General features: G+C 68.8%; 20 protein-coding genes. 8 read left to right on the top strand and 12 right to left on the bottom strand.

What is annotated here, in order from left to right:
* The first annotated feature begins 13 nt into the window (after nucleotides 1-13).
* Nucleotides 14-1,402, top strand: coding sequence for a dihydrolipoyl dehydrogenase (gene lpdA / locus DDE23_RS00785; RefSeq protein ID WP_107749482.1), 1,389 nt, complete (start codon nucleotides 14-16; stop codon nucleotides 1,400-1,402).
* A 196-nt stretch (nucleotides 1,403-1,598) separates the two neighbouring features.
* Here lpdA and DDE23_RS00790 read toward each other — a convergent pair whose 3' ends face one another.
* Both DDE23_RS00790 and DDE23_RS00795 read right to left on the bottom strand, forming a co-directional pair.
* On the bottom strand, nucleotides 1,599-2,966 hold the full coding sequence (locus DDE23_RS00790; RefSeq protein ID WP_107749483.1) for an aminotransferase class III-fold pyridoxal phosphate-dependent enzyme: 1,368 nt from the start codon (nucleotides 2,964-2,966) through the stop codon (nucleotides 1,599-1,601).
* Between the two features lie 9 nt (nucleotides 2,967-2,975).
* Nucleotides 2,976-3,746 carry an IclR family transcriptional regulator gene (locus DDE23_RS00795; protein ID WP_170121762.1) on the bottom strand — a complete coding sequence of 257 codons (771 nt, stop codon included), beginning with the start codon at nucleotides 3,744-3,746 and terminating at the stop codon, nucleotides 2,976-2,978.
* A gap of 129 nt (nucleotides 3,747-3,875) precedes the next feature.
* Here DDE23_RS00795 and DDE23_RS00800 point away from each other — a divergent pair, with 129 nt between their 5' ends.
* Genes DDE23_RS00800 through DDE23_RS00830 form a run of 7 tightly spaced genes read left to right on the top strand, consistent with a single transcriptional unit; the run spans nucleotide 3,876 to nucleotide 11,841 of the window.
* The gene (locus DDE23_RS00800) at nucleotides 3,876-4,814 is read left to right on the top strand and encodes a tripartite tricarboxylate transporter substrate-binding protein (RefSeq protein WP_420330152.1); all 939 of its coding nucleotides are present in this window, start codon (nucleotides 3,876-3,878) and stop codon (nucleotides 4,812-4,814) included.
* Nucleotides 4,815-4,863: 49 nt separating this feature from the next.
* Nucleotides 4,864-5,415, top strand: coding sequence for a tripartite tricarboxylate transporter TctB family protein (locus tag DDE23_RS00805; protein ID WP_157957944.1), 552 nt, complete (start codon nucleotides 4,864-4,866; stop codon nucleotides 5,413-5,415).
* Nucleotides 5,416-5,427: 12 nt separating this feature from the next.
* Nucleotides 5,428-6,924, top strand: coding sequence for a tripartite tricarboxylate transporter permease (locus DDE23_RS00810; protein ID WP_107749487.1), 1,497 nt, complete (start codon nucleotides 5,428-5,430; stop codon nucleotides 6,922-6,924).
* Entirely contained in the window at nucleotides 6,905-8,389 is a 1,485-nt protein-coding gene (locus DDE23_RS00815) for an aldehyde dehydrogenase family protein (protein WP_107749488.1), read from the top strand. The genes DDE23_RS00810 and DDE23_RS00815 overlap by 20 nt, the downstream gene beginning before the upstream one ends.
* The gene (locus tag DDE23_RS00820; protein WP_238149866.1) at nucleotides 8,386-9,672 is read left to right on the top strand and encodes an aminotransferase class III-fold pyridoxal phosphate-dependent enzyme; all 1,287 of its coding nucleotides are present in this window, start codon (nucleotides 8,386-8,388) and stop codon (nucleotides 9,670-9,672) included. Before DDE23_RS00815 ends, DDE23_RS00820 begins: the two co-directional genes overlap by 4 nt.
* On the top strand, nucleotides 9,669-10,613 hold the full coding sequence (locus DDE23_RS00825) for a phosphotransferase enzyme family protein (RefSeq protein ID WP_107749489.1): 945 nt from the start codon (nucleotides 9,669-9,671) through the stop codon (nucleotides 10,611-10,613). Before DDE23_RS00820 ends, DDE23_RS00825 begins: the two co-directional genes overlap by 4 nt.
* Nucleotides 10,606-11,841, top strand: coding sequence for a Tm-1-like ATP-binding domain-containing protein (locus DDE23_RS00830; protein ID WP_107749490.1), 1,236 nt, complete (start codon nucleotides 10,606-10,608; stop codon nucleotides 11,839-11,841). The genes DDE23_RS00825 and DDE23_RS00830 overlap by 8 nt, the downstream gene beginning before the upstream one ends.
* Here DDE23_RS00830 and hisD read toward each other — a convergent pair.
* The 10 genes from hisD to hpaD (DDE23_RS00880) all read right to left on the bottom strand — a co-directional run bounded on the left by hisD (nucleotide 11,838) and on the right by hpaD (DDE23_RS00880) (nucleotide 25,007).
* Complete coding sequence (hisD, locus tag DDE23_RS00835) at nucleotides 11,838-13,139, bottom strand: histidinol dehydrogenase (RefSeq protein ID WP_107749491.1); 1,302 nt, start codon at nucleotides 13,137-13,139, stop codon at nucleotides 11,838-11,840. The two genes, DDE23_RS00830 and hisD, sit on opposite strands and share 4 nt — an antisense overlap.
* A 90-nt stretch (nucleotides 13,140-13,229) precedes the next feature.
* Nucleotides 13,230-16,637, bottom strand: coding sequence for a hypothetical protein (locus DDE23_RS00840; RefSeq protein ID WP_107749492.1), 3,408 nt, complete (start codon nucleotides 16,635-16,637; stop codon nucleotides 13,230-13,232).
* Nucleotides 16,638-16,785: 148 nt separating this feature from the next.
* Nucleotides 16,786-18,066, bottom strand: a complete 1,281-nt coding sequence (locus DDE23_RS00845) for an O-acetylhomoserine aminocarboxypropyltransferase/cysteine synthase family protein (protein ID WP_107749493.1) — start codon at nucleotides 18,064-18,066, stop codon at nucleotides 16,786-16,788.
* Nucleotides 18,067-18,800: 734 nt separating this feature from the next.
* On the bottom strand, nucleotides 18,801-19,979 hold the full coding sequence (locus tag DDE23_RS00850; protein WP_157957945.1) for a S8 family serine peptidase: 1,179 nt from the start codon (nucleotides 19,977-19,979) through the stop codon (nucleotides 18,801-18,803).
* 61 nt (nucleotides 19,980-20,040) lie between these two features.
* Nucleotides 20,041-20,646: an anti-sigma factor gene (locus DDE23_RS00855; protein WP_107749495.1), complete on the bottom strand. Its 606-nt coding sequence runs from the start codon at nucleotides 20,644-20,646 to the stop codon at nucleotides 20,041-20,043.
* Nucleotides 20,643-21,197 carry an RNA polymerase sigma factor gene (locus DDE23_RS00860; RefSeq protein WP_107749496.1) on the bottom strand — a complete coding sequence of 185 codons (555 nt, stop codon included), beginning with the start codon at nucleotides 21,195-21,197 and terminating at the stop codon, nucleotides 20,643-20,645. Before DDE23_RS00860 ends, DDE23_RS00855 begins: the two co-directional genes overlap by 4 nt.
* 72 nt (nucleotides 21,198-21,269) lie before the next feature.
* Nucleotides 21,270-22,076 carry a 2-oxo-hept-4-ene-1,7-dioate hydratase gene (hpaH, locus tag DDE23_RS00865; RefSeq protein WP_107749497.1) on the bottom strand — a complete coding sequence of 269 codons (807 nt, stop codon included), beginning with the start codon at nucleotides 22,074-22,076 and terminating at the stop codon, nucleotides 21,270-21,272.
* Nucleotides 22,073-22,933: a fumarylacetoacetate hydrolase family protein gene (locus DDE23_RS00870; protein WP_107749498.1), complete on the bottom strand. Its 861-nt coding sequence runs from the start codon at nucleotides 22,931-22,933 to the stop codon at nucleotides 22,073-22,075. The genes hpaH and DDE23_RS00870 overlap by 4 nt, the downstream gene beginning before the upstream one ends.
* Nucleotides 22,934-23,126: 193 nt before the next feature.
* On the bottom strand, nucleotides 23,127-24,107 hold the full coding sequence (gene hpaD, locus DDE23_RS00875) for a 3,4-dihydroxyphenylacetate 2,3-dioxygenase (protein WP_107749499.1): 981 nt from the start codon (nucleotides 24,105-24,107) through the stop codon (nucleotides 23,127-23,129).
* A 48-nt stretch (nucleotides 24,108-24,155) separates the two neighbouring features.
* Complete coding sequence (hpaD, locus tag DDE23_RS00880; protein WP_107749500.1) at nucleotides 24,156-25,007, bottom strand: 3,4-dihydroxyphenylacetate 2,3-dioxygenase; 852 nt, start codon at nucleotides 25,005-25,007, stop codon at nucleotides 24,156-24,158.
* Nucleotide 25,008 lies beyond the last annotated feature (1 nt).

Genomic DNA, 25,008 nt, shown 5'->3' on the forward strand with positions numbered 1-25,008 from the left:
GAAGGACGACATTATGGCTGACTTCGACCTCATCGTCATCGGCGCGGGCCCCGGCGGCTATGTCTGCGCGATCCACGCGGCGCAGCTGGGCCTCAAGGTCGCCTGCGTGGAGGGGCGCGAGACGCTGGGCGGCACCTGCCTGAACGTCGGCTGCATCCCGTCGAAAGCGCTGCTCAACGCCACGCATCAGCTGCACGAGGTGCATGAGAATTTCGAGAAGATGGGCCTGATGGGCGGCGCGCCCAAGGTCGACTGGAAGAAGATGCAGGCCTACAAGCAGGACGTGGTGAACGGCAACACCAAGGGCATCGAATTCCTGTTCAAGAAGAACAAGGTGACCTGGCTGAAGGGCTGGGCCTCGATCCCCGAGGCTGGCAAGGTCAAGGTCGGCGACGAGGTGCATGGCGCGAAAAACATCGTCATCGCCACCGGGTCGGAAGCGGCCTCGCTGCCGGGAGTCGAGGTCGATGAGGAGGTGATCGTCACCTCGACCGGCGCGCTGGCGCTGGGCAAGATCCCGAAATCCGTGGTGGTGATCGGCGCGGGCGTCATCGGGCTGGAGATGGGCTCGGTCTACAAACGCCTCGGCGCCGAGGTGACGGTGGTCGAATACCTCGACGCCATAACCCCCGGCATGGACGGTGAGGTGGCGAAGAGCTTCCAGAAGATCCTGACCAAGCAGGGCTTCAAGTTCATCCTCGGCGCCGCTGTGCAGAAGGCCGAGAAGGGCAAGGGCGGCGCCACCGTCACCTACAAGCTTCGCAAGGACGACAGCGAGCATACGCTGGAGGCCGAGGTCGTGCTGGTCGCGACCGGGCGCAAACCCTTCACCGATGGGCTGGGCCTGGCCGAGCTGGGTGTCGAGCTGGAAAAGCGCGGCCAGGTGAAGATCGACGGGCATTGGGCGACCAATGTGAAGGGGATCTACGCCATCGGCGACGCCGTGGTCGGCCCGATGCTGGCCCACAAGGCCGAGGACGAGGGCATGGCCGTCGCCGAGGTGATCGCCGGCAAGCATGGGCATGTCAATTACGGCGTGATCCCGGGCGTGATCTACACCACGCCCGAAGTCGCCTCGGTCGGCCAGACCGAGGAACAGCTGAAAGCGGAAGGCCGCGCCTACAAGGTCGGCAAGTTCCCCTTTATGGGCAACGCCCGCGCCAAGGCGGTGTTCCAGGCCGAGGGCTTCGTCAAGCTCTTGGCCGACAAGGAAACCGACCGGGTGCTGGGCTGCCACATCATCGGCCCGGGCGCGGGCGACCTGATCCATGAGATCTGCGTGGCGATGGAATTCGGCGCCTCGGCCCAGGACGTGGCGCTGACCTGCCACGCGCATCCGACCTATTCGGAAGCGGTGCGCGAGGCGGCACTGGCCTGCGGCGACGGCGCGATCCACGCTTGACGGAAGGTGCGGGGGGCCAGCCCCCCGCGCCCCCCGCCAAAGGGGACCCTCGGGCCCCCTTTGGAAACCCCCGAGGATACTTCTAGAACAAAGATGAAGGTTAAGGGGGCGTTAAACCCCATCTTTGTTCTCCAAATATCCTCGGGGGGTGAGCCCGAAGGGCGAGGGGGGCAGAAGGCTCCCTGACCCGGTCCCTTCAGAGCGCGCGGAAACCGGCGTCGAGGGCGGAGAGGATCACCTGCGCGTCCGCCGAGGTCAGGACCAGGGGCGGCGAGAGGATGATGTTGGGGCCCGAGACGCGGATCATCGCCCCCGCCTGATAGGCCGCCGTCTGGATCTTGGCCGCCACCGCCTTGTCCGGTGCGGCCTTGGTCTTGCGGTCCGAGACCAGTTCCAGCGCCAGCATCAGCCCGTGGCCGCCCCGGACGTCGCCGATCGCGTCGTATTTGGCCTGAAGCGCCAGCAGGCCCTCGTGCAATTCCCGGCCACGCGCGGCGGCATTCTCCGCGACATTCAGGCGCCGGGTCTCGGCCAGGCAGGCGAGTGCCGCGGCGGCGCCGACCGGGTGGCCGGAATAGGTATAGCCATGGCCGATGGCCGCCTTGCCGGTCTCGTCCTTCTCGAAGACCTCGGCCACATGGTCGGCGATCATCAGCGCGCCGAAGGGGAAATAGCCGTTGGTGATGGCCTTGGCCGTCGCCATGAAATCGGGCTTCAGCCCCCAGAGGCGCGAGCCGGACCAGGCGCCGGTGCGGCCGAAGGCGGTGATCACTTCATCGGCGATGAGCAGGATGCCGTTCCGCCGGCAGATCTCGGCCACGCCGGGCATGAAGCTTTCATGCGGCGGGATCACGCCGCCCGCGCCGAGGATCGGCTCCATGATGAAGGCGGCGATGGTGCCGGCGCCCTGGAAGGCGATCTCGTCCTCAAGCTCCGCCAGGATCAGCTGCGCCAGTTTCGCCGGGTCGGTTTCGTTGAACGGGTTGCGGTAGGGATAGGGCGCGGTCAGGTGGAAGCAGCCGGGCAGCAGCGGCTCGTACATGGTGCGGAAATTGGCGTTGCCATTGACCGAGGCACCGCCGAAATGCGTACCGTGATAGCCCTTTTTCAGGGACAGGAATTTGACCCGCCCGGGCTCGCCCTTGATCTTGTGGTACTGGCGGGCAAGGCGCAGCGCGGTCTCCACGCTGTCGCCGCCGCCCGAGGTGTAGAAGGCGCGGCTCAGCCCGTCAGGGGCGAAGAAATCCTTCAGCTCCTCGGCCAGTTCGATGACCTTGTCGTTCGAGGTGCCGCGGAAGATCGAGTAATAGGGCAGGGTATCGAGCTGCGCTGAAATCGCGTCCTTCACCGGCTGGCAGGAATAGCCGAGGTTGACGTTCCACAGGCCGCCGACGCCGTCCACCACCTGATGGCCGTCGATATCGGTGATCCTGACGCCCTCGGCCGCGGTGACGATGGTTGGCGGGTTCTTGTGGTGATCCGCTGGGTGGGTCATCGGATGCCACAGGTGGCGCGCGTTGTTGGCCTTGAGGAAGTTCTCGTCGCGGGTCTTGGTGGCGGGCATCGGAGGCTCCTAATAGGTGATGCGGTGATGGGCGGGAACCCGGCCGCCCAGACCCCGCGTCGCCTCGGCGGCGGCGGGGGCGAGGGCGGCGAGGATGCCGCGTTCATGGGGCTCGCTGACGCGCGAGGCGGGGGTGGCCACTGCCAGCGCCCCGCAGGCGAAACCGTCCGGACCAAAGAGCGGCACGGCGAGGCCATAGACCTCGGCTTCATAGGTCTGGTCGGCGACGGCAAAGCCGCGCTCGGCGGTGCGGGCGAGCATGGCGGCGAGGCTGTCGCGGGTTACGGGCGTGGTGCCGGTGATGGCGGACAGCTTGCGGCCCAGCACCCGGTCGCGTTGTTCCGGCCGGGCGAAGGCGGTGAAGGCGAGGCCCGAGGCGGTGGCATGGAGCGGCAGCGCCAGCCCCGGCTCGATATAGACGCGGTTGGCGCGGGCCGGTTCGATCACGCCGATATTGGCGAGGTCCCGCCCTGACAGCAGCGAGGCATGCGCGGTCTCGCCCGTCTCGCCTGCCAGCCGCTCCAGGATCGGGGTCAGCACGCGGGTCACCGGCTGCGCCGCCTCGCGCAGGCGGGCCAGCCGCAGGATGCCGGCGCCCAGCCGCCAGCGCTTGTTCTCGGGGTTCTGCTCGACAAAGCCACTTTCTGCCATGTCCTGCAGCATTCTGAGAACCGTCGCCTTGTCGATTCCCGAGAGCCGCGCGAGGTCGGACAGGCCGATCTCCGTCACCTTGTCGGTGAAGAAGTCCAGCAGTTTCAACGCTTTCTCGACGGTTCTCATGGGGGCCCCAAGGCGGGAACGGAAATCATTCATTGCGGTTGCAAGAAAAGTCTTGACCGAATCCACCCCGTCGCGCAAGCTAATTTTTGAAACGTCGGTGTAAATAATGAACCAACGAGGAGGCCAAGAATGACAATGCGCGTTTCCCTTGCCCTGGCGGCAGCTCTGGCGGTGCAGGCCGGTGCAGCCCTCGCCGAATACCCTGAGGGGCCGGTGACCTTTCTGGTGCCCTGGCCGCCCGGGGATCTGGAGGATGTGCTGACCCGGATGATCGCCGAGGATTTCCAGGCGGCCTATGGCCAGCCCGCGGCGGTCTTGAACCGGCCCGGCGGCGGTGGCGGTCCCTTCCCGGGCGCGGTGGAAGTGGCGACCTCGCCCGCCGATGGGTCGGTGGTCGGCTCCTTCGTGATCGGCGTGCCGGTAGTCGGCCCGCAGATCGGCATCCCCGAGTTGAACCCCAATCCCTTCACCCCGGTCGGCATCTTCCTGACCTATCCCTTCGTGCTGGCGACCTCGGGCGATGCCGAGTTTCAGACCATGCAGGAACTCGCCACCTATGCGCAGTCGAACGAGGTCCTGTTGGGCCATTTCGGCGCCCAGCTGACGCCGACGCAGGTCAGCTTCGCGCTGGCGCATGAGATGGGCTTCGCCTGGGGCGCGGACGCGGCCTATGACGCGCTCGATTGCAACACGCTGGCCTCGGGCGATGTGGATGTGATCAACACCACGATCCAGCTGATCATGCCCTGCCTTGACGATGTGACGATCCTGGCCGCGGTGACCGGCGAGCGTCTGCCGCTGGCGCCCGATGCGCCGACCGTGGGCGAACTCGCGCCGGATCTGGCGATCTCGCTCTGGAACGGGCTCTTTGTCCCGAACGGCACCCCGCAGGAGGTGATCGACCGTATCGCCGAGGTGGCGCAGGCCACCATCGCCAGCGAGCGTGCCCAGACCTTCGCCGCCGAGACCGGGGCGCAGATCTATTGGCAGGACACCGCCGCCGCCACCGCCCAGATCGAGGGCGATATCGCCACCATGGGGCGGATCGCCGAGATCACCGGCCAGTGACCCGATGGCCCCGGCGCAATCCGCCGGGGCCTTTTCCTGCGAGGGGCCCATGAGTGACGACAAAGCGCACGACCTGTCCGACCTGACCCATCCGCCGCATCACCGGGCCGAGATCGTCTTTGCCGTGGCCTCGTTCGTGGTGGCGCTGCTGCTGGCCGCGCTCTGGTCGACCGAGACGCAATGGATCGACGGCCAGCCCTGGAGCCGCCAGCCCGGCCTCTGGCCGCTGATTGCCATCCTCGGCATGCTGGTTTTCGGCACGGGCGAGCTGATCGCCTGCCTGATCCGCAACCTGCGCCACGGCGGTGGCGATGTCCGCGCCGAGCTGATGCTCTGGCTCAGGGTCGGGGAATATGTGCTGTGGTTCATGGCCTATGTTCTGGTGACGCCGCGGCTGGGCTATCTGCCGACCACGCTGATCTTCACCACGCTGCTCGCCTTCCGGCTGGGCTATCGCCGCCGCATCCTGTGGCTGGCTCCCCTCATGGGCCTGTTGATCGTCGTGGCCTTCAAATCCTTCCTGGCCGTGCGCATTCCGGGGGGCGAGGCCTATGACCTGCTGCCGCAGGGCCTGCGCAATTTCCTTGTCCTCTATCTCTGAGGGGCTTCCATCTTGGATACTTTCCTCTCCGCGCTGGCCATCGTCTCGCGCTGGGACGTGATCGCGGCGCTGCTCGCGGGATCGGTCGGCGGCGTCATCATCGGCGCCATCCCGGGCGTCGGGCCCGCCGTGGCCATCGCCATCCTGTTGCCCGCGACCTTCGGGATGGAGCCGATCGTCGGGCTGACGCTGCTCTTGGGCATCTATGGCTCGGCGCTGTTCGGCGGCTCGATCCCCTCCATCCTCATCAACACCCCCGGCACGCCGGTCAACGCGCTGACCACTTACGATGGCTTCCCGATGACCAAGCAGGGGCAGGCGCCCCGGGCGCTGGGCCTCAGTTTCGGCGCGTCCTTCTTCGGCGGGATCTTCGCGGTCATCGCGCTGGTCCTGCTGTCGCCGGTGCTGGCCCGGGTTGCGCCCATGTTCGGCTCGCGCGAGATCTTCCTCGCGGCCTTCCTCGGTTGCGTGCTGGTCGTGGTGGCGCATCGCGGGCAATCGCTGGCGGCGGGGGCGCTGTTGATGTTCGGCCTTTTCCTCAACACCATCGGGATGGAGGCCAACAATTACACCCGCCGCTTCACCTTCGAGCTGAATTTCCTCGATCAGGGGGTCAACCTGATCGTCGTGGTGCTGGGCCTTTTCGCCGTGTCGCAGGCCTTTGTCCTGCTGGTCGGCAAGGACGACATGGAGGCCGCGCCCGAGATCAAGGGCAATGTGCTGGGCGGCGTGCTGGAGGTCTTTCGCCACAAGCGGGTCGCCGCCGCGGGGTCGCTGTCCGGGACGATCATGGGGATCATCCCGGGGGTGGGCGAATTCACCTCGCAATTCCTCAGCTATTCCTATGCCCGCGCCACGTCGAAGAACCCGGGCCTGTTCGGCAAGGGCAGCCCCGAGGGCCTGATCGCCTCGGAAACCGCCAACAATTCGGTGCCGCCCGCCGCCATGGTGCCGCTGCTGGCGCTGGGCATCCCCGGCGAGGCGCTGACGGCGATGATGCTCAGCGTCTTCTACGTCCACAACGTGATCCCCGGTCCGACGCTGTTTCGCGATCACATGGATTTCGTGATGGCGCTCTATATCTGTCTGGCGCTGCTGAACATTCTGGCGCTGGCCTTCCTGCTGGTGGCGACCCGGCCCCTGCTGAAAGTGCTGGTGATCCCGAACCGCTTTCTGGGCATGATGATCCTGACGCTCAGCTTCGTCGGCATCTATTCGCTCAGGAATTCGGCCATTGACTGCATGCTGGCGGCGGCCTTCGGCCTCTTGGGCGTTGTCCTGAAACGGCTGAACCTGCCCTTGGTGCCGATCATCCTCGGCATGGTGCTGGGCGGGATCATGGAGAACAAGTTCCGCACCTCGCTGCCGCGCATCCGCTCGCTTTATTCATGGATCGACAGGCCGGTGGCGATGGTCATCTTCTGTCTCATCTGTATCGTGCTGGCGCTGCACCTCTGGGGGCTGTGGCGTGACTGGAAAGGAAAACGGGATGGATCAGTCGAGCATTGACGCGCTGGCAGCGCAAAAGGTTGCGCCGCAGGGCCTGTTCATCGGGGGACAGCGCGTCGCGGCCACGGGCGGGGCGGTCATGGCCGTCACCTCGCCCATCGACGGGCAGCATCTGACCGATATCGCCGATGCCTCGGCCGCCGATGTGGACGCGGCGGTGCGGGCGGCGCGGCGGGCCTATGCCTCGGGCGTGTGGTCGCGCGCGGCCCCGGCCGAGCGCAAGAAGGTGCTGTTCCGCATCGCCGAGGCGATCGAGCGCGAGGCGCTGTCGCTGGCGGTCCTCGGCGTGCGCGACAACGGGACCGAGATCTCCATGGCGGTGAAGGCCGAGCCCGGCAGCGCTGCCGGCACCTTCCGCTATTACGCCGAGGCGCTGGACAAGATCGGCGGCGAGATCGCGCCCACGGCGGGGAATGTGCTGGGGCTGGTGCACCGCGAGCCGGTCGGCGTGGTCGGCGCCATCGTGCCCTGGAACTTCCCGCTGATGATCGGCGCCTGGAAGATCGCGCCGGCGCTGGCCATGGGCAATTCGGTGGTGCTGAAACCCTCGGAAGTGGCCTCGCTGACCCTGCTCCGGCTGGCCGAGATCTGCGCCGAATGCGGCCTGCCCGAAGGCGTGCTGAACGTCGTGACCGGCGCGGGCGCTGTCTCGGGCGAGGCGCTGGGCCTGCACCCGGATGTGGATGTGCTGGTCTTCACCGGCTCGGGCGGCGTCGGTCGCAGGCTCCTGGAATACTCCGCCCGGTCGAACCTGAAGCGGGTCTATCTGGAACTCGGCGGCAAATCCCCCAACGTGGTCTTCGCCGATGCGCCGGACCTGCGGCAGGCGGCCAGGGTCAGCGCGGCGGGGATCTTCCGCAACTCGGGTCAGGTCTGCGTGGCGGGCTCGCGCCTTCTGGTCGAACGCTCGGTGCACGAGGAATTCGCGGCGATGCTGGCTGAGGAAGCCCGCGCAATGAAGATCGGCAACCCGCTCAGGCTGGACACCCAGGCCGGGGCCATCGCCTCCGAGGCGCAGCTCGCCCGGGTTCAGCATTACGTCGAAAAGGCGCATGAGGAAGGCGGTGCGCTGCGTACCGGCGGCGCGCGGATCCTGACCGAGACCGGCGGCAGCTATTTCGCGCCCACGGTCTTTGACAACGTGACCCCGGACATGACGCTGGCCCGCGAGGAGGTCTTCGGCCCGGTGGTCGCCGTCACCCCCTTCGACACCGAGGAAGACGCGGTGCGGATGGCCAACGGCACCGATTTCGGCCTCGCCTCGGCGGTCTGGACCGGCAACCTTTCGCGCGCGCATCGCATGGTGCGGGCCATCGACGCGGGCGTCGTGCACGTCAACACCTATGGCGGCGCCGACAACACCGTGCCTCTGGGCGGGCACCGGCAATCCGGCAACGGGCATGACAAGTCCCTGCACGCGCTGGACAAATACGTGAACCTGAAAACCGCCTGGATCCAGCTGTGACAGAGACTCTGATCGAACGCCGCGCCCGTCTGCTGGGCCCGAACATGAGCACCTTCTATGACGAGCCCGTGCATCTGGTGCGCGGGCAGGGGGTGCATCTGTGGGACGCGGACGGGCGGCAATACCTCGATTGCTACAACAACGTGCCGCATGTCGGGCATTGCCACCCCAGGGTGGTCGAGGCGATCTGCCAGCAGGCCGGGACGCTGAACACCCACACCCGCTATCTGCACGAGGGGATTCTGGACTATGTCGAGGCGCTGGTCGCGACCTTCGACGCCCCCTTCGACACGGCCCTGATGTGCTGCACCGGGTCCGAGGCGAATGACGTGGCGCTGCGCATGGCGCAGGCGCTGACCGGCAAGACCGGGGTCATCGCCACCGACCACACCTATCACGGCAATACGACCGCCGTGCACCAGCTTTCCCAGACCAATCCGCCGCCGGGCGGCTATTGGGATTCTGTGCGCTTTGTGCCCGCGCCGGACAGCTACCGCCCCCTTGGCGGTGAGCCCGGCATGGCCCATGCCCAGGCCTTCGCCGCCAAGGTGCAGGAGCAGATCGACGCGCTCGAAGCTGCCGGGCATGGTTTTTCGTCGCTGATCCTCTGCCCCTTCTTCGCCAATGAGGGCTTTCCGGACCTGCCCCACGGCTGGCTCGACCCGGTGCAGGCGGTCGTGAAGAAGGCCGGTGGCGTCATCATCGCCGACGAGGTGCAGCCGGGCTTCGGCCGGGTCGGCACGCATTTCTGGGGGCACCAGAAGATCGGCCTCAGGCCCGATATCGTCACCATGGGCAAGCCGATGGCCAACGGCCACCCGGTCGCCGCTGTCGTCGCGCCCGCCGCCACGATGCAGGCCTTCCGCGAACGGTTTCGCTATTTCAACACCTTCGGCGGCAACCCGGTCAGCGCCGCCGCGGCGCTCGCCACCCTGCGCGTGGTGCAGGAAGAGGGGTTGCAGGAAAACGCCCGCGTCGTCGGGGATTACGCCCGCGACGGGCTGCGGGAGTTGGCCACAAGGCACGAATGCATCGGCGATGTGCGCGGCTCGGGGCTGTTCTTCGGGGCCGAGATGGTGCTGGACCGGGGCACGAAGGAACCCGCCACCGCCTTTACCAAGCGCGTCGCCAATGCCATGCGGCAGCAGGGTATCCTGCTGAATTTCCTCGGCATCCATTACAACGTGCTGAAGATCCGCCCGCCGCTGCCGTTCAGCAAGGCCAACGCCGACCAGCTCATCGGGACGCTGGACCGGGTGCTGGCCGAGACCCCGCTGGCATGAACGGCTTCGCCCATGCGGCGGCCCCGCTCTGGGGGCTCGATCCGGCGCAGGTTTCGCTGGTCGCGAAGCGCGAGAACGAGGTCTGGCGGGCCGAAGGCCCCGGCGGGCCCTATGCGCTGCGGCTGCACCGGCCGGGTTACCGGACCGCGGCCGAGCTGCAATCGGAACTCGACTGGATGGCGATGCTGGCCAAGGGCGGGCTCACCGTCCCGCGTCCGATTCCCTCGCGGACCGGGCGGCTGGTCGAGGTTGTCGGCGACACGCCGGTCGATCTGCTGACCTGGATGCCCGGCCGGATGGTCGGCAAGCAGGGCGCGCTGGAGGGGATCACCGACCGCGCGGGCCATATGCACCGCCTCGGCGCGTTGCTGGCCCGGCTGCACGACCTTTCCGACAATTGGACCCCGCCCGAGGGCTTCACCCGGCCACGTTGGGACCGTCCCGGCCTGCTGGGCGAGACGCCGCTCTGGGGCCCGTTCTGGGCCAATCCTGACCTGACATCGGCGCAGCGCGCCACCCTGCGGCAGGTGCAGATAAGGGCCGAGGCGGATCTCGCCGCTCGCGAAACCGCGCTGGATTACGGCCTGATCCATGCCGATGCCATCACCGAGAATGTCATGGTCGACGGCGAAACACTGGTGCTGATCGACTTCGACGACGGCGGCTGGGGCTTTCGGGATTTCGACCTCGCCACCGTGCTGATGCGGCAACTGACCGCCGCCGATTACCCCGCCCTGCGCGCCGCCCTGTTGGAGGGCTATGCCGCCCGCCGCACCGTCGATGAGGCGGCGCTGGACCTGCTGCTCCTCTGCCGCGCGCTGACCTATCTGGGCTGGATCATCCCAAGGCGGGACGAGCCCGGCGGCGAAGAACGCTCGCGCCGCGCCGTCGCCACGGCCCTGCCGCTGGCCGAAACCTATCTGGAGACTTCCGATGTCTGACCGCACCATCCTGATCGTCGGCACCTATGACACCAAAGAGGACGAACTCGGCTATCTGGCACAGGTGATCCGCGGGCAGGGCGGCGGGGTGCTGACCATGGATGTGAGCGTGCTGGGCGAGCCCGCCATGCCCACCGATTATTCCAAGCATCAGGTGGCCGAGGCGGGGGGCGCCTCGATCGCCGAGGCGATTGCCGGTGAGGACGAGAACCTCGCCATGCAGATCATGGCCCGGGGCTCGGCCGCGCTGGCCAGGCGATTGCAGGCCGAGGGCGCCTTTGACGGGGTGATCGTGCTGGGCGGCTCGATGGGGACGGATCTGGCGCTCGACCTCTGCGCGGCGCTGCCGCTGGGCGTGCCCAAGTACATCGTCTCGACCGTCAGCTTCTCGCCGATGATCCCGACCGAACGGCTGGCGGCGGATGTGCAGATGATCCTCTGGGCGGGCGGGCTCTATGGCTTGAACTCGGTCTGCAAGGCGTCGCTGTCGCAGGCGGCGGGCGCGGTTCTGGGCGCCGCGCGGGCGGTGGAAACGCCGGTGCGCGACCGGCCGCTCATTGGCATGACCTCGTTCGGCAAGACCGTGCTGCGCTACATGGTCCCGCTGAAACCGGCGCTCGAGGCGCGGGGTTACGAGGTCGCGGTCTTCCACGCCACCGGCATGGGCGGCCGGGCGTTCGAGGCGCTGGCGGCCGAGGGCGCCTTTGCCGCGGTCCTCGATTTCGCCCCGCAGGAGGTGGCGAACCATCTGCACGGCTCGGCCATCACCGCGGGCCCCGACCGGCTGACGGCGGCGGGCAGGGCAGGCGTGCCGCAGATCGTCTCCATTGGCTGCTATGACCTCATTGACCTGGTGGGCTGGCACGAGCGGCCCGAGGGGCTGCGCGACCGCCCGGCCCATGCCCATAACCGGCTGATTACCTCGGTGGTGATGACGGCCGAGGAACGGCGCGGCATGGCGAAGGCATTGTGCGAGCGGCTGGCGCAGGCGACGGGGCCGGTGGTGTTCCTGCTGCCGCTCAAGGGCGGCAACGAATGGGACCGCGAGGGCGGGCCGCTCAGCGATCCCGAGGCGCTGGCGGCCTTCGTCGACGCGATGCGCGCGGAATGCCCGGCCAATGTGACGCTGGTCGAACTCGACGCCCACATCAACGACCCGGAATTTTCCGAGGCCGCCTTGCAGGTCGTCGATGGCTGGATCGCGGCCGGGCTTCTGCCCCGCGCCTAACCGTTCAGCTTGTCCAGACGCGCCCGGACGCTGAGACCATGCGCCTGCAGGCTCTCGCTGATCGCCAGCGTCTCGGCCGCGGGGCCGATGGCGCGCAGGGCCTCGGGCGTCATCTTGGCCAGCGTGGTGCGCTTCATGAAATCGAGCACGCTGAGGCCGGACGAGAACCGCGCCGAGCGGGCGGTGGGCAGCACGTGGTTCGGGCCGCCGACGTAATCGCCGATCGCCTCGGGCGTCCAATGGCCGAGGAAGATCGCGCCCGCGTGGCGGATCGCCCCCAGCAGCGCCTCGGGGTCATCGACGCAAAGCTCCAGATGCTCGGGCGCCACGCGGTTCGACAATTCCGCCGCCTGCTCCAGCGTCTCGCAGACCACCACGGCGCCGTAGTCGCGCCACGAGGCCCCGGCGATTTCGCGCCGTTCCAGCACCGCGAGGTGCCGGTCGACGGCGGCCATCACCGCCTCGGCCTCGGCCTGCGAGGTGGTGATGAGGATGGATTGCGCGACCTGATCGTGTTCGGCCTGGCTCAGCAGATCCAGCGCAATCCAGTCGGGATCGCCGGTGCCGTCGCCGATCACCAGAATCTCGGACGGGCCCGCGATCATGTCGATGCCGACCTTGCCGAAGACCCGGCGCTTGGCGGCGGCCACGAAGGCGTTGCCCGGGCCAGTGATCTTGTCCACCGGCGCGATGGTCGCCGTGCCATAGGCCAAGGCGGCAATCGCCTGCGCCCCGCCGATGCGATAGATCGTATCGACGCCCGAGATCTTCGCCGCCAGCACCACCAGCGGATTGACCGCGCCGCCGGGGGTCGGGCAGGCGATGACCAGCCGTTCCACCCCCGCCACCTTGGCCGGGATCGCGTTCATCAGGACCGAGGACGGATAGGAGGCGAGGCCCCCCGGCACATAGAGCCCGGCAGCCGCGACCGCCGACCAGCGCCAGCCCAACGAGGCGCCCGAGGCGTCTTCCCAGCGGGCATCTTCGGGCTTCTGGCGTTCGTGATAGGCGCGGATGCGCTCGGCCGCGAGTTCCAGCGCCACGCGTTCGCCCTCAGGCACTTGGGCGCAATGGGCCTCGATTTCGGCGGGGGTGAAGGCCAGGGTCTCGGGCGTCAGCGCCAGCCGGTCGAAGCGCTCGGTCAGCGCGATCACCGCCGCGTCGCCGCGGGCGCGGACATCGGCGATGATCCCGGCGACGGTCGCGTCAACGTCCGGGGAATCCTCGCGCTTCATGCCCAGAAGATGGGTGAATTCCGCCTCGAAACCGGCGTCTCGGGTGTTCAGAACCTGCGGCATGGCACTCTCCTGCGTCATGCCGGGGGATAGGCGAAGCGGGCGATGGCGTAAAGTGCCTTCGCCCGCTGCGGAAAGGGGGGGAGGGCAGCCTCAGCTGCCGATGCGCAGGACTTCGTTGCGGCCGTTCTTGACGTAGCGGACCTCGCCATCGCCGATGGCCGCGACCTGCCCGCCGTCCAGCCGGTCGCCGACCTGCACCCGGACCACGCGGCCCGAGGACAGGCGCACCAGCGCGCGGCGCGCGTTCGGGGTGCCGAAGACGCCGATCAGGTTGATCCGGTTCAGGCGGATCGCGTTTTCTTCCGTCGCCTGACGCGAGACCGAGGCCGAGGTCGGGATCGAGGGTTCGGCCCGGGCCAGCGCCTGGGCCGGTTCGCCCGCCTGATCCTCGGCGTCGGTATTGTTGCTGGCGGTCGCCGCAGGGGCGGCGGCAGCGCGGGCGGCAGCGGCAGCGGCGAGGATGGCGCGGGCGCGTTCGGCCAGATCATTCGGGCGCGCGCCCGGCATCGGCGATTCGGCCACCGCCTCGGGCGTGGCGCCCGAGAGGTCGATTTCCGGCGTGGGCTCGGGCGGCGGCACCAGATCGGTCGGACGGCGTTGCGGCCGCAGCGTGGCCAGCGCCACGCCGCCCGGGCCGGGCGCTTCCAGCGCGGCGAGTTCGACCGCGCCGCCGCCTGCGTCACCGCCGCGGGTGGCGGCGGCATCGTCCACCAGTCCGGTGGTCGAGGCAGCGCCAGCCAGCACCGCGGGATCGGTCGCGGCGGCGGCGGTGGCGGAGGGGGCCGCTTCCGCCGGGTCGACGAGCTGAGTCTGGTCACCCTCGGTCGCCTGACGCTCGGCCTCCAGTTCCTCGCCGATCTGGCGCACGCGCTCGGGGCGGGGCAGGGGACGGGCACCGGCCAGCGCCGGATCGGCGCGGGGCGTGTCGTCGGCCAGGGCGGGGGCCTCGGCAGGCGGGGCCTCGCCCACCGCTTCGGCGATGGCGCTTTCGATGGCGGCGGCGACCGGCGGGGTCGGCACGGCGACCTCTGCCGGCGCTTCGGCGGGGGCCGCTTCCGCCGGGGCGGTCGCGGTTTCGGCCGGGGCCGCTTCGGCGGCGGGCGGCGGCGCGATCGTTCCAGGGCGCGGGGCGGGCACGGCATCGGGCCTGCGGGCAAAGACGGTCACGCCCGAGGGGGTCAGCGCCCCTTCCGGCGTCGCCTCGACCAGACCGCGGCTGTCGAAGGTGAATTCGGTCCCGAAGGGCGGCGGCGGCGGCGGCGCGGCGAAGCTGACCTCGGCGCCGCCCGGCACCTGGAAACCGCTCGGCAGGCTGAGGCGGGTGGCCGCAGCCTCGGCCGGGGCGACCTGCGGCGAATCGCTGGTCCCGGCGAGTTGCGTCCCATCGCCCGAGCTCGCGGCCTCGGGGCTCGCGGCCGGGGCTTCGGCGGTCTCGGCGGCGACGGCGGGCGCTTCGGTCGGCGTCTCGGTCGGCAGGGCCTGGCTGGGCAGCGTCTCGTTCAGCGCTTCCTGCACCAGCGTTTCGAGCATCTGGTCAGGGTCGGGCGCCGGGGCGCTGGCGGTTTCCTGCGGCGCACTGTCGGGCTCGGGCTCGACGGCGGCGGCCTCTGTCGCGGCCGGTTCCGGGGCGGTCAGGGCGGCCGGGGCCTCGGCCGTTCCGGTGGCGGTGGCCAGTTCGGTCGGCGCCTCGATCCCGGGCAGGGCGCCGGTTTCGACCGTGCCGCTGCCGGTGCCAGCCAGCGGCATGTCGTCGTCCGATCCGCTGAAATAGAGCGCCCAGACGCCGACCGCGACCACCAGCAACAGCCCGCCGCCCGCGGCCATCAGGCCACGGCGGGCGAGGCTCGGCTCGGCTCGCTGCATGCCGCGCGCGCCGAAGATGGTCATCGCCTCGGCTTCGCGTTCCTTGTCGCGGTCGTTGACCGGCGGACGCGAGGCGGCGGCGAGCGGCTCGGCGCCCGGCCCGTTGCGCGCCGCGCGCTTGTCGAGCGGCGGCGTGACGGGCGCCGGGGGCGGGCTCATGGAGGGCGCTGGTGCCGGGGGTGTTGGTGCGGAGGGCGTTGGCACCGGGGCTTGCGGCGCGGCAGGATCGCGGCGCAGGGTCGAGGCCTTGCTGCGGGCATTCTGCGCGGCGGCGCTGGCCCCGGCGAACGCCGTCTTGGCCCCGGCCCGGGCGCGGTCCAGCATGCGCTGCGCGGCTCCGGTCGAGGGCTCGCCACGGGCGCCGGGCAGCACGGCGATCCGGCCGCCGGGGTTGGCGGCGGGGGTGGCATCGGTCTTGGGCGCGGCCGAGGGCACCACGGCAACCGGCGGCGCGGCCTTGCGGCGCGAGGCGAAGGACAGCGCCTCGGCATCCGGTTTGGCCTCGGCTTCGGAGGGCGCGGAGGGCTTGGTCACCGAAGGCGTTGTCGCTGCCGGGGCCGGGACGGCGGGCGTCACCGGCAGGGCAGGCGAGGGGCCTGCCGCCGCGGGGCGCAGCGGGGGAACGGCAGGGGCGGTCTTGTCGGCGGCCGGGTCCGGTTGCGGCGCGGGCTTTGGCGCGGCCGGGGCTTCGCCCTTGGCCGAGGCCGCCTGTTCGCGGCGCAGGCGGTTGCCCATGCGGCGCACCAGATTGCCCATGCGCGAGGTGCTTTCCGGGGCGCCCGGATCGGCCGGGAACCCTTGCGGGATCGGTTGCAGCGCGGGCGTGCGCAGCACCGGCGCGGGCGCGCGGGATTCGGGCGTCATCGGCGCGACGCGGGGATTGAGCGGGCGGGCAGGCGCCGACGCCTCGGTGTCAGGAACCGGGGCCGGACGCGGGGCGGCGGGCTTCGCGGCCTCGACTTTGGGCGTCTCGACCTTGGAGTCCGGGGCCTTGGGTTCGGCAGCCTTCGGCGTCTCGCTCTTCGGAGCCTCGCCCTTCGGCGCGTCCACCTTGGGCGCGGGGGCCGGTTTCGGCGGCTCGGCCCGGCGCGGGGCGACGATGCGCATCGCCTCGGCATCGGGCTGCACGTGATCGCCCGCGCGCAGCAGCGTCGGCGCCACCATCGTCTCGCCGAAGAAGGGCTCGCCGAGGAATTGCCCGGCCTCGGGATGGGCGACGAAGCTCACCGGGTTGAAACCATAACCCTCGGCAAAGGTCTCGGCCTCGATCAAGGTCTCGCGGGCGCAGACCACGACCAGCGCGTGATCTTCCTCGACCGACCAATCATAGGCCAGCTCGTCGATGCCGTAAGGCGTGAGGCGCTCGACCTCGGCCTCGATCTGATAGCGGCGCGCCTCGTCCGTGGGGCCGGGGGCCACCACGGTCGCATAGCGCAATTCGCTTTCGGGCAGCACGAGCTTGGTGCGGATCCCCTCGGGCTCGAGCGTCCGGGCCTGTTGGATCAGACCGGCGCAGGCGGAGGCGATATCGTCCCCGTCGAAGGAGACAGACCCGACAGGCGCCCAGCCAGCCGGGACCCGGTGCAACAGCTCGGCGCCGTCATTCGAGAGTTTCAGGGCAAAATTCGGTTTCATGCCGCGCGTTTATCACAGCCAACGGGGATCAGCCGAGTCACCGACTCGTGCTCCTTCCTCCGTATAGCAGGATTCCGCCGAATGAAAGAAAAAGCCCGGCGGTGGTGCCGCCGAGCCACAGAAAGTCAACTGATTGTGTGTTCCAGGGTCAGGCAGAGGCCTTGGCCAGCGCCTGATCGAGGTCGGCGATGATGTCGTCCGCGTTCTCGATGCCGATCGACAGCCGCACCAGATTGGGCGCCGCCCCCGCCGCTTTCTGCTGTTCGGGCGTCAGCTGGCGGTGGGTGGTCGAGGCCGAGTGGATGACCAGGCTGCGGGCATCGCCCAGGTTCGCCACATGGCTGAAGAGTTCAAGCGAGTCGACCAGCTTGACGCAGGCCTCGTAGCCGCCCTTGAGCGCCACGGTGAACAGCGCGCCCGCACCCTTCGGCAGCAGCCGCTCGGCCCGCGCCTTGTAGGGCGAGCTGTCGAGGCCGGGATAGGTCACGGCCTCGACCGCCGGGTGTTTCTCCAGCCAGGCGGCGACCTTCTGGGCGTTGGCGACGTGTTTCTGCATGCGCAGGCTCAGCGTCTCGACCCCCATCAGCGTGTAATGCGCGGCCTGCGGGTTCATCGTCATGCCGAGGTCGCGCAGACCGATGGCGATGCCGAAGAACGTATAGGCCAGCGCGCCGAAGGTCTCGTGGAACTTCAGGCCGTGATAGGCGGGCTCGGGATCGGACAGCGAGGGGAACTTGCCGTTCGACCAGTTGAACTTGCCCGAATCGATGATCGCCCCGCCGGTGACGGTGCCGTTGCCGGTCAGGTATTTGGTGGTCGAATGGACGACCAGCGTGGCGCCCATCTCGATGGGTTTCGCCAGATAGGGCGTCGCGGTGGTGTTGTCCACGACCAGCGGAATGCCGTGCTTGTCGGCGATCGCGGCCAGCGCCGGGATGTCGGTGACATAGCCGCCGGGGTTGGCGATCGTTTCGCAGAAGATGGCGCGGGTGTTCTCGTCGATGGCGGCCTCGACCGCGGCAAGGTCATCGGTGTCGACGAAATTCGTGGACCAGCCGAAGCGTTTGAAGACCTGGGTGAACTGGGTGATCGTACCGCCATAGAGGCGGGTCGAGGACACGATGTTCTTGCCCGGCCCCATCAGCGGGTAAAGCGCCATGATCTGCGCCGCATGCCCCGAGGAGGTGCAGATCGCGCCGACGCCACCCTCCAGCGCCGCCAGACGCTCGCCCAGCGCGGCGACGGTCGGGTTGGTCAGGCGGGAATAGATGTAGCCGACCTCTTGCAGGTTGAAGAGGGCGGCGGCGTGGTCGGCATCGCGGAACACATAGGCGGTGGTCTGGTAGATCGGCACCTGCCGCGCGCCGGTCGCCGGATCGGGGCGGGCGCCTGCGTGGATCTGGAGCGTGTCGAAGCCGAAATCGGTCATGGAATCCCCCCTGAGGAACTGTCCTGAGAATCTGGCGCGACGCTAGAGGATCGCTGTGCGGCAGGCAACAGCGCGACGGCCCCCGCGGCGGTGCCCCTGGCGGAAGGCGTTCCGCGTTCGGGGCAATCGGCCCGGGTTTCCGGCGGCGGACCTGCCACCCGGCGGGAAAGTGTTCCACGGGCAACCGCGGCGCCGGGCGGCGGTTTTTTCGTCGGTCCGGCAGGGGGAAGGAAAAACGCCCCGGAGCGAACTCCGGGGCGTGGTGGGACTGAAAAGGGCTAGAATAGGATTAGGTGATGAAAGCCGGGAGGCTCGGGTCTGAACGTCGCTCTTGCAAAGGCGGTGCGGACTGGCCGCTTGAATGCCCGTAAGTCGCGGGGGGCGGGGCCCGGGTTCAAAGAATTCCGCTGCCCGCGCGACTTTTTTTCCGGCGCTGTCCGGCGGGGCGGGGGAGGACAGAAAAAAGCCCCGGAGCGAACTCCGGGGCAGGTTTGGGACAGGGAACGAGGGATACGAAGGTCAGAGCGGCACGAGGGAAAACGGGCAGGCTGGCTGGCAGCGGGCTCTGGACCTCAGGGACAGTATCGCATCGTGACCATGGGTCGCGCGGGCCCCGGGCCCGGTTCAAATTTTCCGCCGGTTTTTTGCGCGGACGGCAGCGGGGGCGGCGGCAAAGCCAAGGGCCGCGCGGATCACTCCGACGCGGCCCTTGCGTTTGTTCCTCGAAGCCCGGGTCAGCAGCCGTTCGACCGCACCAGCCCATAGCCGAAATCGGTGTTGCGGCTGCCCGCGCCGAGGGGCTCCACCCCCTGCCGCAGCGCGCTGCGGATCGCGTCGGTCGAGCCACGGCCCTGTGCCATCAGCCGCGCGGCCAGCGCGGTGACGATGGGCGCGGCGAAGGAGGTGCCGCTGACGTAGCGCGCGCCGCGGGCCTGGGCGGCGTAGATGTCGACGCCGGGGGCGGCGAATTCCATCTCGGCCCCGGTATTGGCCATGCGGAAGCGGTGGCGCGCCGCATCGACGGCGGTCACGGCGATCACCTCGGGCGCGGCGGCGGGCCATGCCACCACCGGCCGACGCTCGTTGCCCGAGGCGCCGACCATCACCACGCCCCGTTCGGCCGCGGCGGCGATGGCGCGTCCCAGCGCCTCGTTCGGCGGGCCGGCCAGCGAGAAGTTTATCAGCCGCACGCCATTGGCCACCAGCCGGTCGATGGCGGCGGCGATGCGCTCGACATTGGCCTCGGGTTCTTCCTCGGTCTCCGAGAAGACCGAGATCGCGTGCAGCCGCGCGCCCCGCGCGAAGCCCGACAGCAGGCCCGAGGGATCCTCGCCCACCAGCAGCACCGCCACCGCGGTCCCGTGGTTGGAGGCAGGCACACGGCTGCTCTGCACCATGGTTTCATAGGTCACGTTGACGCCGCGCAGCGCCGGATGTTCGGTGTTCACCGGGCCGTCGATCATGCCGATGGTGATGCCGCCCGCGACGCTGCAGCGCCCGGGTCCGGCATCGCCGATCAGCTGCGGCGCATAGACCCGCGGGCCGCTGGCCGATTGCGCCATGTAATAGATGTGGTTCCACGACAGCGAGGAATTGGGCGCGAGTGCCGCGATGGCCTCGGTCGCCCGCTGGCGGGCCGCCTCGCTGGGGAAGAAGGCGATCTGCTGCACTTCGCCCAGCGCGCGCAGATCGCTGCGCCGGGTGATGGTGCCGCGGTTCTCGATGATGATCCGGCGCACGGCTTCTTCCTCGCCGGGCGGGCCGATGACGATCCATTCGTAGCGCCCGCCCTCGCCGGTCTGCACGCGCACCGCGCGGCCCTGACCGGGGGTGACGAAGGGCTGGGTGCTGGGGCCCGAGGGTTCGTCATGATAATAGCCGTTGCCCGGCGGATAGCCGGTTTCCTGTGCCAAAACCGCCGGCGCTGCAACGAGCGCGGCGGCGGTCAAAATGGACCTGGCAACATTCCTGAAATCAGTTTTCGGCATTCTCCACACTTTCTACGATGGTCCGCGCCGCACGCAGCGCCGCGGTCGCGGTGTCCAGGTCGCCCCCGTCCAGAACGTCGAGGCGATAGAGCCCCAGCGCCGAGGGGCCCGAAACGATTTCCAGCTCGGCGCCGACCAGCAGGTCGCGGATCTGCAGTTCGGGCGTGTCGGGGGCGAAGCTCACGACCAGCGCGCCCGGCGCGCTCGCCCCGGCCAGCACATAGCCCTCGCCCTGCGGCGCGCCGGTGGTCGGCAGATAGGCCTGCACCGCCAGCGCCAGCACCGCCACCGCGGCGGCCGCCTGCCACATCCAGGTGCGCGAGCGCAGCGCCACGACCTTGGTCTCGGCCGCGGCCGGGGCGGCGGCGTCGCGGTTCACGTCGCGCATCAGCCGGGCCAGGCCGAATTCGCCGGGGGTGCGGATCTCCTCGGCCTGCATCTCGGCGCGGATCGTGGCCAGCGCGTCGCGCTCGGCGGCCAGCAGGTCATCCTCGGCCAGCAGCGCTTCCATCTCGGCCATTTCGGCCTCGCTCAGGGTGCCGTTGACCAGAAAGGCCAGGTCCAGTTCCATCTCGTCGCGGGAGCGGGTCATGCCACGGCCCTCCCGCGGATACGGCCCGAGAGGCAATGCAGCAGCAGCTTCTTGGCATGGTGCAGACGCGACTTGATCGTGCCCTCGGGTACGCCGGCGATCTCGGCGATCTCGGCGCAGGTCATGTCCTCGTAGAACGCCAGCGAAATGGCGCTGCGATGGTCGTCGGACAGCGTGCCCATGCAGAACCGCAGATGCTCTGCTTCCTGCTTGGCCGCATAGCCCGCATCCGCCGCCTCGGCGACATCGCCGGTTTCGGGCACTTCATCCGTGACGGTCACCCGGCTGCGCTTGCGATGCGCATCGATGACCTTGCGATAGGCAATTCCGAAAATCCAGGTTCGCACTTGGCTTCTCCCCTCGAAGCTGGCGGCAACGCGCCAGATGTCCATGAAGACTTCGTGGAGTATGTCGGCCGCCTCGTGCGGATCGTTCAAACGTGAAACGATAAATTTGTAGACCGGTCTTTCATAGGCGCGATAGAGCGCGGCAAGGGCCTGCTTGTCCCCCTTGCCCACCTGCTGAACCAGAAAATGATGGTTCTCGGTCATGTTCCAACGCGCCTTGAGTCAACGCGCCGGACGCTACACCATCCCCCGCCCTGAGGGAAGCGGCTCGGCCCTTCAACCCTGCGCGAAGGTTGTGCGAACCCGGCCGAAACTGCCGAAGTCGGCGTCGAAAACGCTGCCCGGCGGCGCTTCGACCGGCCGGATGAAGGATCCCGACAGCACCACCTCGCCCGCGCCCAGCCCCTGCCCGTACCGCGCGAGTCGCTCGACCAGCCAGACGATGCCGGTGACCGGATCGTCCAGCACCCCGGCGCCGAGGCCGGTTTCCTCGACCACGCCGTCGCGCTTGAGGATGGCGCCCGCCCAGCGCAGGTCCAGCCCGCGCGGGTCATGGCGCTGGGCACCCAGCACGATGCCCGCATTCGCCGCATTGTCGCTGATCGTGTCGGTCACGACGCGGGCGCGGCCGGTGGCGGGATCGGCGCGCAGGATCCGGGTGTCGAGGATCTCCAGCGCCGGGGCCACGGCCTCGGTCGCGGCCAGCACCTGCTCGCGGGTCACGCCCGCGCCTGTGAGCGGCGCCTTCAGCAGGAAGGCGATCTCGGCCTCGATCCGCGGCTGGATGAAGCGCCCGGCGGGGATCACCGCCCCGTCCTCGAACAGCATGTCGTCAAACAGGACGCCCGAATCCGGCGTGTCGATCTTCAGCGCATCCTGCATGGCGCGGCTGGTCAGGCCGATCTTCCAGCCGATCACCTGTCGCCCGGCGGCCTTCTTGCGCGCCACCAGGGCCGCCTGCACGGCATAGGCATCGTCCAGCGTCATCCCGGGATGGGCCAGCGACAGAAGCCCGATCTGCCGCCCCGCGGCCTCGGCCTGAAACAGCGCCTCGGCGGCGGCGTCGTGCTGCGCGGGGGTCATTCGTCGGCCACCCCGTTCCTGAGGATGCCGATGCCCGGGGCCTCAACCTCCACCACATCGCCGGGCACCAGATAGCGCGGCGGATCGAAGCGCGCCCCGGCGCCGGTCGGCGTGCCGGTGACGATGATATCGCCGGGCATCAGCGTGGTGAAGGTCGAGATATAGGCGATCTCCTCGCGGATGGGGAAGATCATCCGGCTCAGCACATCGTCCTGCCGCACCTCGCCATTGACCCGGGTGATGATCCGCGCCTGATCCAGCTGCGCCGGATCCTCGAAGGCCACCATCCAGGGCCCGATGGCGCCCGAGCAATCCCAGTTCTTGCCCTGCGTCACGTTGAATTTCGCGTGCCGCACCCAGTCGCGGATCGTCCCCTCGTTGCACAGCGTCAGCCCGGCGATGTGGTCATAGGCGTCCTCGGCCCGGATCCGCCGCCCCGGCTTGCCGATCACCACGGCGACCTCGCCCTCGTAATCCAGCGTGTGGTTCTCGGGCGGGCGGATCAGCGGCTGGCCATGGCCGGTGAAAGAGCGCGCGAAGCGGGGGAAGAGCGACATGTACTTGGGCTGCTCGGTGCCGTCCCTGTATTCGGCATTCCGGTCGGGAAAGTTCACGCCGACGCAGAGAATCTTCTCCGGATCGGGTACCGGGATTGAAAAAGTGAAACTCCCCTCGGGATGCGTCACCGCCCGACCCGCCGCCGTCCGGGCCAGATCGCCCAAGCCCCCGGCCGCGATCACCTCGCGCAACGTCCGCCACTGCGGGAAGTCATCCGACAGCGCGATCACGCCCCCCTCGACGACCACGCCGTAAACCTGCCGCCCCCCGGCCTCGATGGTTGCAAACCGTGTTCTCATCTTTGTTCTCCAAATATCCACGGGGGGATTTTCAAGGGGGGAGCGTGCTCCCCCCTTGAAGCAGGGGGCCCGGGGGGCGGCAGCCCCCCGCCTTTTGTGTGAGCTTGGGGCGGCAGCCCCCCGCCTTTTGTATGAACTTGGGGCGGAAGCCCCCCGTCCTTTGCCTAGATTCGGGGCGGCAGCGCCCCGCCTTTCACGGCGCCACGATCGGCTGCGCCGTCAGGGCCGATGCCACCAGTTCCGCCCCCTCGAACACCGACCCCTCCTCGAACCACGACCGCGGCGCCGGCGCCCCCCAGAGGGTCTGGCGCTGCGGGTCCTTGAGGTCCCAGCGGATCGGCTCCAGATCGGGATCGACCGTCTGGTAATCCGAGCAATAGATCTCGATCCGGTGCCCGTCCGGGTCGCGGATATAGAGGAAGAAGGCGTTGGAAATCCCGTGCCGCCCCGGCCCGCGCTCGATATTCGCCACATAGCCGGTGGTGGCCATCAGATCCAAGAGGTCGATGATGTTCAGGGGCGTCGGCACCCAGAAGGCGGTGTGATGCAGCCGCGGCCCGCGGCCATTGGTGAAGGCCACGTCATGCACGCCCCCCTTGCGGTGCATCCAGGCCGCCCAGCAGCGCCCGCTCTCGGCATCCTCGGTGTATTCCGTCACCCGGAAACCGATCTGATTGTAGAAGGCGACCGAGGCATCGACGTCCGAGGCGAACATGTTGAAATGGTCGATCCGGAGCGGTTTGACCCCCCGGTAGAGGGCGTATTTCTGGTGGATCGGCGCCAGCCGCTCCATCCGGGCGTAGAATTCCAGGGGGATCCCGAACGGGTCGCGGGTGCGGAAGGCGCGGGTGATGAAGGGGCTCTCCACCCATTCGACCGGCAGGCCCTGCCGGGCGAACCAGGCGGCGGCCTTGTCCAGCTCGCCCTCGTCAAAGACCTTGAACCCCAGCACCCCGACCGAGGGCTCGGCGGCCTCGACCAGCGTCACGCAATGATGGCCCCGCTCCTCCATGGCCCGCAGGTAGAGCCGCCCCGGCTCCTCGGCCGTCACCTGCAGGCCCAGCGTGTCGACCCAGAAGGCGCGCGCGCGGGCGAGGTCGGTCACGCGGTATTCGACATGGCTCAGCCGCAGGATGTTGAAAGGCGGGTAGAGATTGGGCGCGGGGATCGGCATGGGGCCTCCTCGGACGATTGCGGCGTAGGATGGGCAATATTGCCCATCCTACAGGGGGAAAATCACATTGACCTGCCCGGTCCCGGAGGACGGGAAATAGGGCGTCACCACCTCGCAGCGGCCGGTGTACTCGTCCCAGCCCAGCGCCCCATAGAGCATGGCGGTGTCGTGCATCGACCCCTCGCCCGAGCAATGATGCGCGTAATCGCCCAGCATCTTGAGGAAGGTGGCGTGATCGCCCCGCTGCCACATCTCCAGCACCATCAGATCCACCTGCCGGTTGAACTCGCTGGAAATGGTGAAGGTGCCGTTGTTCGGCCCGTATTCCTTGTTCGACCAGATCCGGTGGCTGAGCGAGCCCGAGGCGACCAGCAGCACCCGGCTGTCCGAGGCCTCGATGGCCCGCCGGATCGCCTGACCCAGCACCCGGCTCTCGTCATGGCCATGCACCGTGCAGAAGGCCGCGACGCTCACCACCTTCATGTCATGCTCGCGCGACATGAAGCTCATCGGCACCAGCGTGCCGTATTCCAGATCCAGAGAATCGAGGTGATGGGCCAGCGTATAGACCCCCATCTCGGTCGCCGTCTCGGCGATCAGGTCGCCCAGCGCCGGATTGCCGCGATGGGCATAGGGCATGTCGCGGATGAATTGCGGGAACTCGCTGGAGGTCAGCAGCCCCTCGAACCGCTCATTGGCGTTGACATGGAAGCCCGCGTTCACCAGCCAATGCGTGTCGCAGATCACCACGGTATCGACGCCCAGCGCCTTGGCCCGGCGGGCGATCTCCAGATGGCCGTCGATGGCCGGCTGGCGGGTGCCCTTGAGGCGCCCCTCCTGCTCCGACATCTGCAGCGTCGGCACATGCGTCATCTTGGCGGCGAGAACCAGTTCTCCCATG

Origin of the sequence: Pararhodobacter aggregans, from assembly GCF_003075525.1 — a bacterium.
Taxonomy (GTDB): domain Bacteria; phylum Pseudomonadota; class Alphaproteobacteria; order Rhodobacterales; family Rhodobacteraceae; genus Pararhodobacter; species Pararhodobacter aggregans.

What these genes read in the sequence shown, in the direction of transcription:
- lpdA (WP_107749482.1), top strand. Translation starts at nt 14, where the DNA reads ATGGCTGACTTCGACCTCATCGTCATCGGCGCGGGCCCCGGCGGCTAT.
- DDE23_RS00790 (WP_107749483.1), bottom strand. Translation starts at nt 2,966, where the DNA reads ATGCCCGCCACCAAGACCCGCGACGAGAACTTCCTCAAGGCCAACAAC.
- DDE23_RS00795 (WP_170121762.1), bottom strand. Translation starts at nt 3,746, where the DNA reads ATGAGAACCGTCGAGAAAGCGTTGAAACTGCTGGACTTCTTCACCGAC.
- DDE23_RS00800 (WP_420330152.1), top strand. Translation starts at nt 3,876, where the DNA reads ATGACAATGCGCGTTTCCCTTGCCCTGGCGGCAGCTCTGGCGGTGCAG.
- DDE23_RS00805 (WP_157957944.1), top strand. Translation starts at nt 4,864, where the DNA reads ATGAGTGACGACAAAGCGCACGACCTGTCCGACCTGACCCATCCGCCG.
- DDE23_RS00815 (WP_107749488.1), top strand. Translation starts at nt 6,905, where the DNA reads ATGGATCAGTCGAGCATTGACGCGCTGGCAGCGCAAAAGGTTGCGCCG.
- DDE23_RS00825 (WP_107749489.1), top strand. Translation starts at nt 9,669, where the DNA reads ATGAACGGCTTCGCCCATGCGGCGGCCCCGCTCTGGGGGCTCGATCCG.
- DDE23_RS00830 (WP_107749490.1), top strand. Translation starts at nt 10,606, where the DNA reads ATGTCTGACCGCACCATCCTGATCGTCGGCACCTATGACACCAAAGAG.
- hisD (WP_107749491.1), bottom strand. Translation starts at nt 13,139, where the DNA reads ATGCCGCAGGTTCTGAACACCCGAGACGCCGGTTTCGAGGCGGAATTC.
- DDE23_RS00840 (WP_107749492.1), bottom strand. Translation starts at nt 16,637, where the DNA reads ATGAAACCGAATTTTGCCCTGAAACTCTCGAATGACGGCGCCGAGCTG.
- DDE23_RS00845 (WP_107749493.1), bottom strand. Translation starts at nt 18,066, where the DNA reads ATGACCGATTTCGGCTTCGACACGCTCCAGATCCACGCAGGCGCCCGC.
- DDE23_RS00855 (WP_107749495.1), bottom strand. Translation starts at nt 20,646, where the DNA reads ATGACCCGCTCCCGCGACGAGATGGAACTGGACCTGGCCTTTCTGGTC.
- DDE23_RS00860 (WP_107749496.1), bottom strand. Translation starts at nt 21,197, where the DNA reads ATGACCGAGAACCATCATTTTCTGGTTCAGCAGGTGGGCAAGGGGGAC.
- hpaH (WP_107749497.1), bottom strand. Translation starts at nt 22,076, where the DNA reads ATGACCCCCGCGCAGCACGACGCCGCCGCCGAGGCGCTGTTTCAGGCC.
- DDE23_RS00870 (WP_107749498.1), bottom strand. Translation starts at nt 22,933, where the DNA reads ATGAGAACACGGTTTGCAACCATCGAGGCCGGGGGGCGGCAGGTTTAC.
- hpaD (WP_107749499.1), bottom strand. Translation starts at nt 24,107, where the DNA reads ATGCCGATCCCCGCGCCCAATCTCTACCCGCCTTTCAACATCCTGCGG.
- hpaD (WP_107749500.1), bottom strand. Translation starts at nt 25,007, where the DNA reads ATGGGAGAACTGGTTCTCGCCGCCAAGATGACGCATGTGCCGACGCTG.